This is a genomic window from Allobosea sp. FBZP-16 (assembly GCF_002831785.1).
In the GTDB taxonomy this organism is placed as follows: Bacteria; Pseudomonadota; Alphaproteobacteria; order Rhizobiales; family Beijerinckiaceae; genus Allobosea; species Allobosea lupini.
This window is the reverse complement of sequence record NZ_LNCQ01000054.1, coordinates 13,743-27,650: the sequence shown is the minus strand read 5'-3', so window position 1 is coordinate 27,650 and position 13,908 is coordinate 13,743. Positions and strand designations below refer to the sequence as shown.

At 65.0% G+C, this 13,908-nt stretch carries 13 protein-coding genes and 2 pseudogenes; 3 read left to right on the top strand and 12 right to left on the bottom strand.

Features of this window, described 5'->3' with window-relative positions; genetic code table 11:
• Together CXY91_RS26690 and CXY91_RS26685 are read left to right on the top strand one after the other, a co-directional pair.
• A pseudogene (locus CXY91_RS26690) lies at nt 1-1,109 on the top strand (hypothetical protein); the annotation flags it as partial.
• On the top strand, nt 1,106-1,480 hold the full coding sequence (locus tag CXY91_RS26685; protein WP_012092604.1) for a hypothetical protein: 375 nt from the start codon (nt 1,106-1,108) through the stop codon (nt 1,478-1,480). The pseudogene CXY91_RS26690 and the gene CXY91_RS26685, both read left to right, overlap by 4 nt.
• A 12-nt stretch (nt 1,481-1,492) precedes the next feature.
• Here the strand turns inward: CXY91_RS26685 and merBA are convergent, their stop codons facing one another.
• The 4 genes from merBA to CXY91_RS26665 are packed head-to-tail and all read right to left on the bottom strand — an operon-like array spanning nt 1,493 to nt 4,715.
• On the bottom strand, nt 1,493-3,730 hold the full coding sequence (gene merBA / locus CXY91_RS26680; RefSeq protein WP_012092603.1) for a bifunctional organomercurial lyase/mercury(II) reductase MerBA: 2,238 nt from the start codon (nt 3,728-3,730) through the stop codon (nt 1,493-1,495).
• Nucleotides 3,727-3,975, bottom strand: a complete 249-nt coding sequence (locus CXY91_RS26675; protein ID WP_100964853.1) for a mercury transport protein — start codon at nt 3,973-3,975, stop codon at nt 3,727-3,729. Before CXY91_RS26675 ends, merBA begins: the two co-directional genes overlap by 4 nt.
• Nucleotides 3,976-4,269, bottom strand: a complete 294-nt coding sequence (locus CXY91_RS26670; RefSeq protein WP_012092601.1) for a heavy-metal-associated domain-containing protein — start codon at nt 4,267-4,269, stop codon at nt 3,976-3,978.
• Nucleotides 4,270-4,289: 20 nt separating this feature from the next.
• A complete protein-coding gene (locus CXY91_RS26665) occupies nt 4,290-4,715 on the bottom strand; it encodes a mercuric transporter MerT family protein (protein WP_012092600.1) in 426 nt (141 codons plus the stop codon).
• Nucleotides 4,716-4,800: 85 nt separating this feature from the next.
• On the opposite strand from CXY91_RS26665, the gene CXY91_RS26660 reads away from it, so the two are divergent.
• On the top strand, nt 4,801-5,241 hold the full coding sequence (locus CXY91_RS26660) for a MerR family transcriptional regulator (RefSeq protein WP_012092599.1): 441 nt from the start codon (nt 4,801-4,803) through the stop codon (nt 5,239-5,241).
• Here the strand turns inward: CXY91_RS26660 and CXY91_RS30645 are convergent.
• The 8 genes and pseudogenes from CXY91_RS30645 to CXY91_RS26625 form a co-directional block, all read right to left on the bottom strand.
• Complete coding sequence (locus CXY91_RS30645; protein WP_199777576.1) at nt 5,224-5,361, bottom strand: hypothetical protein; 138 nt, start codon at nt 5,359-5,361, stop codon at nt 5,224-5,226. The two genes, CXY91_RS26660 and CXY91_RS30645, sit on opposite strands and share 18 nt — an antisense overlap.
• A 218-nt stretch (nt 5,362-5,579) precedes the next feature.
• Nucleotides 5,580-6,215: a hypothetical protein gene (locus tag CXY91_RS26655; protein WP_199777575.1), complete on the bottom strand. Its 636-nt coding sequence runs from the start codon at nt 6,213-6,215 to the stop codon at nt 5,580-5,582.
• A gap of 22 nt (nt 6,216-6,237) precedes the next feature.
• Nucleotides 6,238-7,161, bottom strand: coding sequence for a DUF2493 domain-containing protein (locus tag CXY91_RS26650; RefSeq protein ID WP_099504010.1), 924 nt, complete (start codon nt 7,159-7,161; stop codon nt 6,238-6,240).
• Between the two features lie 309 nt (nt 7,162-7,470).
• On the bottom strand, nt 7,471-8,505 hold the full coding sequence (locus CXY91_RS26645; RefSeq protein WP_099503665.1) for a DUF7146 domain-containing protein: 1,035 nt from the start codon (nt 8,503-8,505) through the stop codon (nt 7,471-7,473).
• Nucleotides 8,505-10,289 (bottom strand): annotated as a pseudogene (locus CXY91_RS26640) (strawberry notch C-terminal domain-containing protein); the annotation flags it as partial. The gene CXY91_RS26645 and the pseudogene CXY91_RS26640, both read right to left, overlap by 1 nt.
• 109 nt (nt 10,290-10,398) lie before the next feature.
• Nucleotides 10,399-11,403 (bottom strand): tyrosine-type recombinase/integrase, encoded by a 1,005-nt coding sequence (locus CXY91_RS26635; protein WP_024310637.1) that lies wholly within the window; start codon nt 11,401-11,403, stop codon nt 10,399-10,401.
• Nucleotides 11,400-12,314: a tyrosine-type recombinase/integrase gene (locus CXY91_RS26630; RefSeq protein ID WP_011540751.1), complete on the bottom strand. Its 915-nt coding sequence runs from the start codon at nt 12,312-12,314 to the stop codon at nt 11,400-11,402. Before CXY91_RS26630 ends, CXY91_RS26635 begins: the two co-directional genes overlap by 4 nt.
• Nucleotides 12,308-13,855, bottom strand: a complete 1,548-nt coding sequence (locus CXY91_RS26625; protein WP_011540750.1) for a tyrosine-type recombinase/integrase — start codon at nt 13,853-13,855, stop codon at nt 12,308-12,310. Before CXY91_RS26625 ends, CXY91_RS26630 begins: the two co-directional genes overlap by 7 nt.
• Nucleotides 13,856-13,908: the final 53 nt, after the last annotated feature.

The following is a 13,908-nucleotide window of genomic DNA, read 5'->3' as shown; positions in this document are numbered from 1 at the left end:
CTTCTCAGGTTGGGCAGACTCTACATCACAGCGAGGGAACTTCCGGGGGGCAGGTCACCGCCTATATCGTGTGTTGCTATCTGACGGGCATGCGCGACGGTGAGGTGCAGTCGCTGCGATCCGGCTGCCTGAAACGGAATCTCGACCGGGACGGGCGAACAGAAAGGCTGGCGATCGAGGGCGTGACCTGGAAGGATCGCGGCGCTCGCGGCGAACAGGTCGAATGGATCACCATCGAGGCCGCCGTCCAGGCGATCCGGGTTGCCGAGCGTCTTTCGGAACGATTCCGCCGGAATGCGGGGACAGAGCGGCTATGGCTTGCCCTTGACGACCGCGAGACGAACAATGCCGAGACGCCGATACTCATCGCCAAGAAGATCAACCAATTCCGAGAACATCTCGATGAGCGATATGGCGCGGACGATAGTCCTGTGATCCCCCGAGTGGGAGAAGACGTCTGGCGCTTCAACACCCGTCAGTTCAGGCGAACGCTGGCCTGGTACATCGCGAACCGGCCCTTCGGGGTTGTCGCCGGCAAAATCCAGTACAAGCACGCCTCCGTGGCCATGTTCAACGGCTATGCCGGCTCGTCCGCATCCGGCTTCAGGCAGGAGGTCGAACAGGAACTGGCGCTCGGACAACTCGACGACATCATCGACTACTTCGAAAACCATCGACGCGGTCACGGTCCAGGCGGACCCGCCGGTAAGCGCGTCGGCGTGGAACTGGAGCGGGTCGGCCGCGAACTCGGCCCGCTTCCGGGGCAACTGGCCGATCGCAAGCGCCTGAAGGCGATGCTGGCGCATCTGGCGCGCACGCTGCATGTCGGATATCTGAACGACTGCTTCTTCGACCCATTGACGGCGCTCTGCCTGCGGGAGTCTGAGAAACCTTCAGCCTCGGTGCCGGTCCTGTCGCGATGCGCGCCCGACCGATGTCCCAACGCCTGCCTCGTCGAGCGACATCTCCCGCCATGGGAAGCCTCCATTGCACAGGCGGAGGATCTTCTCGCCGACAAGCGTCTCTCCCCGCTGCAACGCGAAGCGCTGCGCCTGGACAACGACAGAAAACGCAGGCTCATCGCGCCGTTGAAGGAACGCACATCATGAAGCCGGTCAGTGCAGCCACGGAACAGGCGCTTCGTGAGGCGATGGCGCGCCTCCTTTATGGGTGCCCCCGCGTGGCTGATGGCAGGCTGACGGTTGTGAATCTGGCCATCGAGGCAGGTGTCAGTCGCGCGACCGCGAACCGCGCTTCCGAGGTGCTGGAAGCCTTCCGCCATGCAGTTGCCGAGTCGAGAGCCCGGCGCAACGCGACGGATCGGCCGGCGGGGACGGCCCGGGCCGAACAGGAGCGGCGCGCCGTCGAAACCGTGCTCGCCCAGCATCGTCAAGTCCGCGCGCTGTGCCAGCTTATGGAACGGCGGCGCGATAACCGCACCGCCGACGTCATACCGATCATCGGCAGGAAACGCCCTTGACGCCGATTGTGCTCACCCGGCGCAGCAGGAGAGTTTGGCGATGTCCTTGCCGAACGAAAGTGCTGCGAGCTTCAGCCCCTCGACCGTGGTGAGGTAAGGAAAGATCGTGTCCGCGAGGTCATCGACGGTGAGACCCTGGCGGATCGCGAGAGCCGCGGTCTGAATGCTGTCGGCACCTTCCGGCGCGAGGATGTGGGCGCCGAGCAAACGACCGCCAGCAGCATCGGCCACGAGCTTGATAAGCCCACGAGTGTCGCGGGCGGCGAGTGCGCGCGGCACCTGATCGAGACCGATCGTCGAAACGCGGATCTCATGCCCGGCCGCACGCGCCGCCGCCTCGGTGAGACCTACGCTTGCGACCTGCGGATCGGTGAAGACGATAGCGGGCATGGCGCTGTTATCGTAGCGCAGGCTGTCGCCATTGAGGGCGTTCTTGGCGGCGAGCTTGGCGCCATAGGCGGCCATGTAGACGAACTGGTCGCGGCCGGTGACGTCGCCGGCGGCATAGACGCCAGCCTTGGTCGTGCGCATGCGGTCGTCGACCACGATGCCGCCCTTCGCCGAGACGGTGATCCCGTGCTCGGCCAGCCCAAGGCCTTCGATGTTGGGCGTGCGGCCCGTGGTGATCAGCACCTGATCGGCGTCGATCTGGACATCGTGACCGTCACGCGTGACGGTCAGTGACGCTCGGCCCTCGGTTTTGCGGATCGCGCGGTAAGCGATGCCGGAGATAACGGTGATGCCTTCATCCTCGAAATACCCCGTGAGCGCCGCGCCGATCTCGGGCTCGGCCTCGGGGAGCAGTCGGGACCGGCAGACGAGGGTCACCTTGACGCCGGCACGGGCGAACATCTGGGCGAGCTCCGCGCCGATATAACCGCCGCCGATCACCAGCAGCGATCGCGGCAGTTCCTCGAGGTCGAGCGCCGTCGTACTGGTGAGATACGGTACGGTCTCGAGGCCAGGAATAGCAGGAACTGCCGGCCGCGCGCCGGTTGCGATAATGATCTTGCCAGCGGCAATACGCGCGCCGTCAACTTCGACACCGCCGTCGAGGAGGCGAGCCGGCCCGTCGCGATAGGCGATACCATTGTACGCGGGGAGCAGGTCCGCGTATTTGGCCTGGCGCAGCCCAGACACGAGCGTGTCCTTCTGACGAACGGTTCCGCGCCAGTCTGTCAGTTCGGCTTCAGCAGTAATGCCGGCAAAACGTGCCGCCACGCGAGCGTTATGAAGCGTCTCGGCCGCGCGGATCAGGGTCTTCGACGGCACGCAGCCGACATTGACGCAGGTGCCGCCGATGGTGCCACTGCCGATGAGCGCCACCTGTGCGCCCTGATCGGCGGCCGTGATCGAGGCCGAGAAGCCGGCCGAGCCGGCGCCGATGACGACGAGATCGTAAGCGCCTCCATTGCGACCGTTTGTGCGCAAGGGTCGGTTGGCGACCACCAGGCTCTTCGACGCCACATCGAGACCAGCGAGGCTCGGCCCGAACAGAGCACGGCCGGCTTCCAGTCCTTCCTCGATCGACAGCCGGAAACCTGGCTCGTCGGTGGAACGTTCGTCGCGCCAGGCGGAAAGATGCTCGTCCGAGCAGAAAAAAGCGGTCGTCGCGCAGAGCGAGCTCGCGGCGCAGCCGCCTTCATAACGGACGCTCTGCCACATGACGGCCGACTGTGGCTCGACGTCGGCGAGTGCCCGCCCTCGGTCCTGCGTGGTGATCCGGATCAGTGCGCCGCAATGGCCGCAGGGCGAGGCGATCGCGGTGTCGCGATCGGTCATGGCACCGATGCCCAGCGCGTCGACCGCGCACATTGCATTCAGCGTGCGTCCGTCCAGAGTGACCCGATGGCCGGTGTTATGATCGCTGAACGGATAGGCGCCGACGATCAGCTCGCCATCGAGAACGACGAGGTCGCGCCGGCGGAGCTCGTCGAGCAGTGGCCGGATGACCATCTCACTGAGTTTTGTACGCTCCGCAAGCGCGCTTATGGTCGGGGCACCCCCGTGGTCGGCGTAGAGTCGGAGCAACGCAACACGCACCCTGTCGGTGGCGGGATCGTAACCGCTCCAGCGATTGAGCACGTGGTCGGACCCGACCATCGCCTGCAGAGCGTTCTTGACCACAGGCGACGTGACCGCCGACCAATCCGGAAACGTTACGCCCGGTCGAACGGCAAAGCTCGCCAGTGTCGCGGGCTGAGAAACGGCCGGGTTGTCCCGGGAGGAGGTTGCACAGCAATCGTTCATGGCTTCACGCCTTCCTTGCGAATCTTCGTCTCATAGGCCGTGGCTCTTGCCCGGCGATGATGGGGCCCCCGCGCGCCGAAGCCGAAGCCCGCGACGATCAGGGGAAGCACCACTGCACCCACACCTGTCAGCCACGTGCCAAGACCCGCCAGAGACAGGCCGACGGCGAGGAGCGGCGCCGCGCAGCAGATCGCGGCGAGGACGGCGCCAACGGCACCTGCGCGGATTACGGCGCGATCAGTCATCTAGCTGCCTTGCTGCGTCGGGTGGGCCGGATAACCAGCATTCATGCTGGCGGCTGCGATGGCATCGGTGCTCGTCTTAGCGTCGTCGAAGGTCACGGTCGCGGACTTCGCCTCGAAGGAGACGGTCACCTTCGCGACACCGGGGATTGCCGCCATCGTGGTCTTCACGATGTAGGGGCACGAGGCGCAGGTCATGTTGTCGACGGCAAACGTCACAGTGCGTTCGGCGGCGAAGGCGGCAGGCGCAGTCATCACCGACGCGATCAAAGTGAAAGCGCTCAAACTCTTCCTCATGGGGTAGTCTCCTCTTGGTGTCAGGCGGAAAGCAGCAGCGGCGCGACGTAGTCGAAGGCGAAAGCAGCGGCGACGAGTACGGTCGCGAACCAGAGCGCGATCTGAACGAGGCGGCTGGGGACGGCGCGCGTGCAGGCAGCCCCATCGGCACAGGCCTGTCGCGGCTTCCAGTAGACAAGGTAGAAGCCGTAGCCGAGCATGCCCGCCGTTGCGGCGACAAACAGTGGCTTGTAGGGCGCAAGCGCCGTCAGATTGCCGATCCAGGCGCCGCCGATGCCGAGGCTGAACAGGACGAGCGGAATGATGCAACAGGACGAGGCGGCGATGGCGCCGAGTATGCCGCCGACGGCGACCAGGCGCTGTCGCCCGGCCTCGCTTCGCTCTGGCGTCGTCAGGTTTGCCGCAGTCGGTGCAACGTCTGCTGGTCCGTGTCGGGATGCATTCATGTTCGACCTCGCTCTTCTTGTCGAAAACCTATCCAGGCGCTAATGTGCGGTCTGTAGCAACTACAGGGTCAAGGGGTATTTTTGGATGCGCGATCACGCTGGCGTGAAAGGCCTCAAGCGCGCCGAACTCGCACAGCGCACAGGGTGCAATCTGGAGACGGTCCGCTATTACGAGAAGGTCGGCCTCCTGCCGGAGCCGCCGCGCACGGCGAGCGGCTATCGCAGCTACGACAGCACCCACGAGCGACGGCTTCGCTTCGTCTTGCGGGCGCGCGAGCTCGGCTTCTCCCTCGATGAAGTCCGTGAACTGCTGCGCCTCGTCGACGAGCGCGACCAGCCCTGCGCCGAGGCAAGCGCCGTTGCCGCCGCGCATCTCGACGACGTGCGTGAAAAGATCGCCGACCTGAAACGCATGGAGCGAGTGCTGAAGGACGTGGTGGCCCAATGCACAGAAGGCAATCGGCGGGAATGTCCGCTGATCGAGACGCTGTTCCGGGAGCCGGCGAGCTCAGCGAAATGCCAGTGAGACAGCTTGACTGTTCAGATAAACCGAGTGCGTGCCGTCGCCGGCCTGGAAGATGACGATGGCGGCCATCAGCGAGGTGGCGAGGCTGAAGGCGAAGGCATGTGCTTGCTTGAGGGACATCGACCCGGCTCCTGTTTCGAGCGGAGGACCATCCCCCGCTGACAGGCGCCCGAAGTGTCGGACTGGTCGCTGCAATCACCGCGCAGGCGCAGCCGCAGCGGCGGCATGCTCGCATAGCCGACCCTTTACGGGTTGATGGCACCAAGCGGCCAGTCTGACCAAGGATCAGCGCAGAGAAGCGGGTGTGGTGCTCGGCGCCGCGAGCCGGTCCTGTCCCGTCAGTCGGGAAGCACCTGCATTCGCCATGCCGGTGCGTTGGCGATGAAGTCCCGGTAGGCATAGTTGATAAGGTCGCGAACCAGCTCGAGCAGCCCGCCGACCGGCAGTCCGTCGAAGGGATCGCCATGCGCCATGCCGTTGCGCCGCTGGCTGAGGCTGGGCTTCGCGTCGCCGGTGACGAAGCCGATCGCGGTGCCGCCGGTGCGGACGGTCATCGGGATGTGCGCGTCGGTCAGGCCGTCGACGTCGACCATATGCTTCAGCAACGCCGCGAAGGGGCGGCTCTTCTTCGGAATCTTGTCGCCATATCGGTCCATCGTGGCGAGTTCGAGGGCGATCAGCGCCGCAAGCTCGCCGGCTTTCAGCACGTCGAGGTCGACCCAGCCCAGGAGGTAGAGCGTCTGCGCTCGTGCGAACTTCGCGCGCACGACGTCCGGGATGCGCTCGTCGATGCCGAGGCTGACGATGAATTTCCGCCAAGTCTCGGGATCGTTGAATTGAAGGAATCCACCGGGCATTCCCGGCGATGGCCAGGGAATGATGAGTGGTTCTGAGCGCGGCGGAAGGTCCAGGTCGAGATTCAGCGGCGTCTCCTTTCTGATATTCCGGCGCGCAATAATACTCGCGATCGGCAAGTATTGCGAAGTCTGACGGCGCTCACGCGCCGCCGAACTTCCAGACCGGGATGCCGAGCTTCTTGGCCTTGTCGGCGAGGTTGTCGTTGATGCCCGTGCCCGGGAAGTGCATCACGCCCTTCGGCACGATCTCCAGCATCTCGTCGTTGCGCTTGAAGGGCGCTGCGCGGCCGTGCTTCGTCCAGTCGGGCGCGAAGCCGATCTGCGGCACGTTGCGGTTCTTCGCCCAGAGCGAGGCGATCTTCTCCGCGCCCTTCGGCGACTTGCCGTGAACGAGGACCATGTCGGGGTGCTTCTCGTGCACCTGGTCGAGCTTGGCCCAGATCAGCGGGTGATCGTTGAAGTCGAGCCCGCCGGTGACGACGATCTTCGGGCCGGGAGGAAGAAGGACTTCCTGTTCGGCACGCTTCTTCGCCATAAGGAAATCGCGGCTGTCGATCATTGCCGAGGTGAGATTGCGATGGTTGACCTTCGATCCGCTGCGCGGGAGCCAGGGCTTGCCGACGTGGCGCTCGTAGTGCTCGGCGGCCTGGTCGCGCATGAGCTCGAAGGCGGCTTGGCGCTCGATGAGAGTCATGCCCTCGGCGATCTGGCGCTCGAGTTCGACCGATTTCACCTCGCTGCCGTCCTGTTCCCGCTGCGAGCGCTTCTGGGCCTGCTCGTTATCGTCGAGCTCGCGTGCGATCCGTTCGGTGGCGCGATGGAAGACGTTGACGGTCGACCAGAGGAGATCGTCGAGGTCGGGTTCGAGGCGTGTGTCCTCCAGCGTGACGATCAGCGCGTCGAAGATGTCGGCGACGGCGCCCGCGACTGCGTTTCCGTCCGGAAGAAGCCGCTGGTCCGGTTCGTCGGCGAAGGGCCGGTAGCCGTGGAGCTGCAATTCGTTGAGGACGTGGTCGGTGGGTGAGGATTCGTGGTGGGGTTCGAAGTCGTCGTGGTCGTCCATGGGATGCTCCGTCGGTAGGACCGCGACCGTCGCGGCCTTCATGGCGACGAAGCCCATCGGCGGGACGGCTCTGCACCCGGAGCGCAGCGAAGGGCAGGAGCGTCAGCGGAGGATGGCGAAGGCCGGCTATTTTGCCTCGCGATGGAAAGGCGCGGCACGCGCCGCCGGAAAATAGTCGGCCGCCGCCATTGCCGGGCCGGCCCGACTGTGGGCCGATCGCCCTCTCGAAGGCCGAGGCGCGGTCCTCTCAGACGGTATGGGGCATCCGGACGGGCCTGACGGCACCGCCGCCGCCTTCCTGCCTGCCGGCTATGCCACTAGCGCCATGAAACGCACCACGTCCTGCGGCCCGATCTGCATCCGGGTCTGGCTTCTGAGCGCGTCGATGCCGAGGGTGCGGAGATCCTCGTTGAAGTCGCCGAGCTGGGGCGAGATGACGATCGCCTCGATGCCGGCCGCGTTCGCCCGTTCGACCAGGCTGTCGCGCGCACCGTCACCGGCCGGATCGTCGTCGCGCAGGACGTAGAGCCGCCGCAGCGTGTCCGGGAACAGGATGGCGGCGAGATGGGCTGCGGAGAGCGCCGCCAGCATCGGCATGTCGGGCAAGACCTGCCTGACCGACAGTACGGTCTCGATGCCTTCGCCGGCCGCCATGACTTCGCCGCCCGTGCCGAAGCGCACCGCGTTGCCGAGAAGATCGCCCATCGCCCGCCTCGGCGTGTCGAGTGGCGCCTTGTCGCGGCGTCGCGGGTCGAGCCAGGTCCGATGCGCTCCGGTGATCCTGTCGCGGAGGTCGGTGACGGCTGCGATCATCGCCGGCCAGGTCTCGGTCGGAGAATGCTCGTCGGGCCGATAATAGCAGCGCGGGTGGAAGCGCAGGTTTCCGGTTCCGCGTAAATCCGTAATGCCGCGTTCGCGTAAGTACGATTGTACGAGCGTGCCGGTGATCGGCTGCGACATGCCGATCAGGCGGCGGGCTGCCTCGGGCGATCCGTGCGGCGCTGGCGCCTGACGTGGGTTCGCCGGCATCGGCGTGGATGCGGGCATGCTGAGGAAGGTCCGTGCCTCGTCGGCGACGTCCTTGAAGTCGATGAGGCCGCAGCTCTCCCGGATCACGTCGAGAAGATCGCCATGCTCGCCGGTCGCGGCGTCGGTCCATTTGCCGGCCGGACCTTTCGGAGAGTCCTTGAGCCGCACATACATCGAGCGACCGGGCGTGTTGCGCACGTCGCCGACCAGCCAGTAGCGGCCCTCGCGCCGCCCGCTGGAGAGGTAATGGCGACACACCGCCTCGGCCTGCCGGCCGAGACGCTGCGCGAGATCGGAAGCATCGCGACGCGACATCACGCGGCCTCCCGTTCGGAGATGCGCGCCACCGGATAGGTGTCGAGTAGCTTGGTGAGGATGCTCACGCCGCTGGCGTCGGCCGGTACGAAGAAGCGGAGCTTCCACGAGATGATCTCGCTGAACAGGCCATAGGCCCGCAGCCGCTCGCGCATCGCCTCGGTGAAGCCGGTCAGCTCCAGGCGATAGGCGCTCATGACGCGGGCGCGGCGAAGCTGGAGGCCCTCGGCGAGATCGAGGACCGTACTGCCCTCCATCAGCGCGGCGAAGGCATGTTCCGGCGTCAGCGTGCTCGCCCCCTGCGAGGCGGCGTTGGCGGCCCAGGCCGGCGAGACCCGGCGGCCGATGATGCGCTCGCCCGCGTCGGTCTGGAGCCGATACACCCGCGTCGACTCGTCCGGCAGGCGCTTCCAGATCGGCAGCAGCAGGCCAGCGACGATGTGGATCGTGCTGTCGGAGAACTCCGGGATGTCGGCAAGCTCCGCTTGCCATGCCGCGGCGAAGCGAGCGCGATCAGCTTCCTCCCAATGGCTTTCGTCCATCATGCGCAGTGGCGCATAATGCTGCTCCATCGGCCGGATCAGGCAGACGCGGCGTTCGATCTCGCCATCGTCGAGCATCATCGACGGCGCCGGCATCTGCACGGCGGAGCGCCCCGAGCGACCGTTCACCAGCGGGCGCGCGCGAGGATCGGCGAGATGGCCCAGTGCATCGGCGAGTGAGATCGGGCGATTGCGCTCCCGGCGTGTGATGGTGAGCAGCCGCGTCTCGGCGCCGGTGCCGGGATGGACGTGGATGACCTGGCTGTCGGTGACCACGAAGCTCTCGGCCTGCAACGTCTCCAGCCCGACGTCATAGTGACCGCTGCGGATCGCGCCCTCGATCTTCGCCGTCAGAAGCTGCTCGAACGCGGTGAAGAGGATACCCTGCAACTCGATGGTCAGCGCCAGCAGCCGGTTGAGGAAGGTCGTGATCGGCGGCAACTCATCCTTGATGCCGTTGTCGTCCATCAGCTTCAGGCCGGTGGCGGACTCGAAGCGATCGAGCGAGCAGCCCTCGACCTTGCCGCGCACGAGCAGCAGGTAGAGCTGGCGCAGCGCGTCGCGCGCATAGTGGGATTCGAGATTGTCCTCGGACCGGAACAGACCCTGACCGCCGGTCTGGCGCTGGCCGCGCGTGATGGCGCCGAGCGTGTCGAGCCGGCGCGCGATGGTCGAAAGGAAACGCTTCTCGGCCTTCACGTCAGTCGCGATCGGCCGGAAGAGCGGCGGCTGCGCCTGGTTTGTACGGTTGGTGCGGCCGAGCCCCTGGATCGCCGCGTCAGCCTTCCAGCCGGGCTCCAGGAGATAGTGGATGCGCAGGCGCTGGTTCCGGGCGGCAAGGTCAGCGTGGTAGCTGCGACCCGTCCCGCCGGCATCGGAGAAGACGAGGACGCGCTTGTCGTCGTCCATGAACGCGGCCGCCTCGGAGAGGTTGGCCGATCCCGCCCGGTTCTCGACCGTAAGGCGGTCGCCTTTGCGAACCACGCGCCGCGAGCGGCCGGTCACCTCGGCGACCACGTCCGTGCCGAACCGCTGGACGATCTGGTCGAGGGCTCCGGGCACGGGCTCCAAGGATGCGAGGCGCTCGATCAGCTCATCGCGGCGAGCGACGGCATCCCGGCTCTCGACCGGCTGGCCGTCCCGGTAGACCGGCCGCGACGACAGGTTGCCCTCGCTGTCGGAAAACGGCTCGTAGAGCTGTACCGGGAAGGAATGGGCGAGGTAGTCGAGGACGTATTCTTTGCAGTCGCAGTTTATGTCGAGCGTGGCGGCGAGAGACGCAGGTTTCCTTCGGTTTTCCATGATTTCACTCCAGATAATATGCGGGTTAGAGGGAGTGTTCGAAGACGGGTCAGGCCCGCCTTCGAACGTCGGTGAGCATTGTGATCAAGGCGTCGGAAGGCGGCTTGAAGCGCCCCGGCTTGATCGCAGGGGCACCGTGGGCTGCGAGAATCTGCAGCTTCTCTTCGGGATCGGCGCGCAAGTAGGTCTCGGTGCTCTGGATACTGGCGTGGCCGAGCCATAATGCGACCTTGCGAATGTCCCCCGTCGCCGCGAGCGTGTGCATCGCGCAAGAATGACGAAGCACGTGGGGTGTGACGCGCTTCCCAAGGATCGACGGCTGCTTCGTCGCTGCCGTCTTGACGTGCTCGGCCAATCGGAACGCAAATCCGTCGCGGGTCATCGGCTGCCCGTTGGCATTGAGGAAAATCTCGGTGACCTCAACTTGAGGCCGGATCGCAAGCCATGCGCGCAATGCGATCTGGGTCTCCTTCCACAGCGGCAGGACCCGTTCACGTCGCCCTTTGCCCATGATGTGCATGGTGGACAGGGAGCGGTCCGGGAAATCGCCCAGTTGCAGCGTTACGAGTTCCGACACCCTCAGTCCGCCAGCATAGGTAAGATGCAGCATCGCGCGATCACGGGTGCCGAGGCGTGTCCGGGGATCGGGTGTATCGAGCAAAGCCTTGATCTCGGCCCGGTCGAGGTAATCGATCAGCGCCTTGTCTGTCTTCTTGGTCGGGATTGCTCTGACACGGAGTGCCTGATCGAGGCAGGCTGGAATCCGGTACTCGATGTATCGGAAGAAGGATCGGATCGCGGCGAGCCTGCCATTGCGGGTCCGCACGCAGCTGCCGCGGCCGATCTCCACATGATCGAGGAAGGCCATGATCATGTCTGTGCCGAGATCCTCAACCTCGAGATCGGTCGGTCGGCGCTTCAGCCGATCGGCAGCGAACTGGACGAGGAGGACGAAGCAGTTGGCATAGGTCTTCACCGTGTGCGGGCTGACGGCGCGTTCGCGCGGCAGATGTTCCCGCAGATATGCCGAGAGATGGGGAGCAAGCGCCGTCATGCCGCTTCTCCTTGAAAAAGTTGCTCGCTTGCAGCCGCAATGTCGCGCAGCAGCACTGGCGTGGCTTCGAGATACCAGTACGTGTTGGCGATCGACGCGTGCCCCAGGTAGACACTGAGACCGGCCATGTGGTGGGCAATGGCCTCCCTGTCACGCGGGCAGGACTCAAGCGAGCGAACAGCGAACGTATGTCGCAGATCGTGGAGTCGCATGCCTGCCGTACCGGTTGCTCCACGATATCCGAGAAGCCGGGCCAACCTGACGAACACGACGTGGGCGCGCACCTTGTGCGGCGCCCGCCCCCGGATAGTGACGAACAGGTCATTACACTTGGCCGGGTGCTTCGCGCGGATCGCAATGTAGGCTTCGAGTGCTTGGCGCGTCGATGGCTGCAAGGCGATCAGTCGCTGCTTGCCGAACTTGCCGTTGCGGACGACCAGCCCATCCTCGACCAGATCGTTGCACTGTAGCGCGAGAGCCTCGGAAATCCGGAGACCTGTCGCCGCGAGCAGGCCGAACAGGTAATGGTACGTGTATGGGCTAATCGTGCCATGGGGCGGAACGTTCAATGCCGCCGCCATGATCGCCCGCACCTGGTCCGCTTCGATTATGGTCGGAGTGGGACGTGGCCGCTTCCCCCGGCCGAAAACGCCGACAGGCGGGACTTCGTTGTCTGGGTCCTCGGCATGAGCGAAAAGGCTGAAGTTACGAGCAGCGTCGTACCTATGGCGAGCCACGTTTTGCGAGCTTGCCGTGTGGCACCAGTCGTAGATGCGCTGCACTCGGGTGTGCCGGTCACCGAAGCGTTCAGCGAAAGCGGCGTATTGGCGCAGCAGTCGTTCCTGTTCCGAGAACTTCCGCCCCAAGCTGCGATACAGCGAGACGTATCTGGCAATCTGCGTGCTCAGCATGACGGTTCTCCCGGCCATGGCTGCGCGATTTTCATGAGCATCGGCAGGTCGACCTTGGCGTAGATGGCGGTGGTCTCGGGCGAGCTGTGGCGCAGGATCGTTCCAACGGACTCCAGCCCTGCGCCCGCGCGCAGCAAGTTGGTGGCAAGCGAATGCCGGAAAATGTGCGATCCGGTCGGCACGCCTTCGATCCCGCCGCGCTCATGCGTGCGTGCAACGATGCCGGCGATCTCCGCCGATGAGCGGAACGAACGGAACGGGGCTTGCGCGCGCACGAACAGATGCGGATCGGCGGTCTTGGGACGCGCCGTGGCAATGTAGTCCAGGATCGCGTCACCGACGTCCTGAGGCAATGGCAGGCGATCAGGCCGACGCGTCTTGCCCTTGACCGTCAGGTGGCCCGAGCGCCAGTCGATATCGTCGAGGTGCATATCCCGAATATCACCGGCACGCAGGCCAAGCCGGGCGAGCAGGAGAATGATGGCCTTGTCCCGAACTTCCACCGGGCGATCAGTCGGACATGCGCCGATGATCTGCTCGATCGTTGCCGGGTTAACGTGCCGGGGCAGCGTCGAAAGACGGTAGCGTTGCACTGATGGGATCGCGTGCAACAAAGCTGGACGGCAAATACCCTGCACGACCAGGAACCGAATATAGCTCCGTATTATCGTGACGAGCAGTGATGCCGAACCCGGCGTCTCCTTGCTTCGTTGTTGAAACGCCCGTCTGAGGACGGCTGCATCCCATTGTGAAGGCTCGCCGAGCATAGGCGCGAGCCGCCTGATATCGGCCCGGTAGCGCCGGATCGTCTCATCGGTCGCGCCGCGGTGTTGCTTGAGCCATGCCAGATATGCCGCCATGTGCGGGTCGTCATCCGACACCAGTTCGACTGAAGGGATGACACCGCGGTCGCGCAAGAACTCGACGAAGTGCCGAGCGCCTCGCCGCCGCCGCTTCGCGCCCGAGGCAACAAGCTTGCCTCGCTTGCGCCAGACCGGACATCGACAATCATGCGCGCCGTACTGGTCGATGATCGTGTCATCGATATCGGCCCATTGTCGTCGCGCAATGCGAAGCCAGGCCGCGAAATGCTCGGCCTCGGATCGATAGGACTGGGCCGGTCCTTGCGCGAGTTGCAAGCGATCGATCCCATCGAAATAGTCGGCGAGGTGCCGTGGCAGATCGTCGATCCCGTCGTCGACACCGACGTAGCCTTGATCCTCCAGGAAGCGGACGAAGCGCCTGACTCGCGCTGCAATGTCCGCCTTATAGACTGGCTGCTGCGCCGAATACCGGTGGCAACGGCACCGATGCTTCTCGAACCGCCGAACGGTCCGATCGTCGATCGTGCGGATCGCGATCCCATGCAGTTCCATCCAATGCAGGAAATGACGGGCCGCAGCGCCAAACAGAATCGCACTGCCTGACCTCTCGTCGAGCGACAGAGAGGAGAGGAATGCGGTGAGTAGAGCGTCGTGACTGGGCGGGTCTTCGACCCGGAGCCGGGCCGCTCGAAACGACAATAATGATCTTGATCGCATGTTGGTTCCTTCGACTTGTTCAGGTCGAGGGAACCGTAATTATCTGGAGTGAA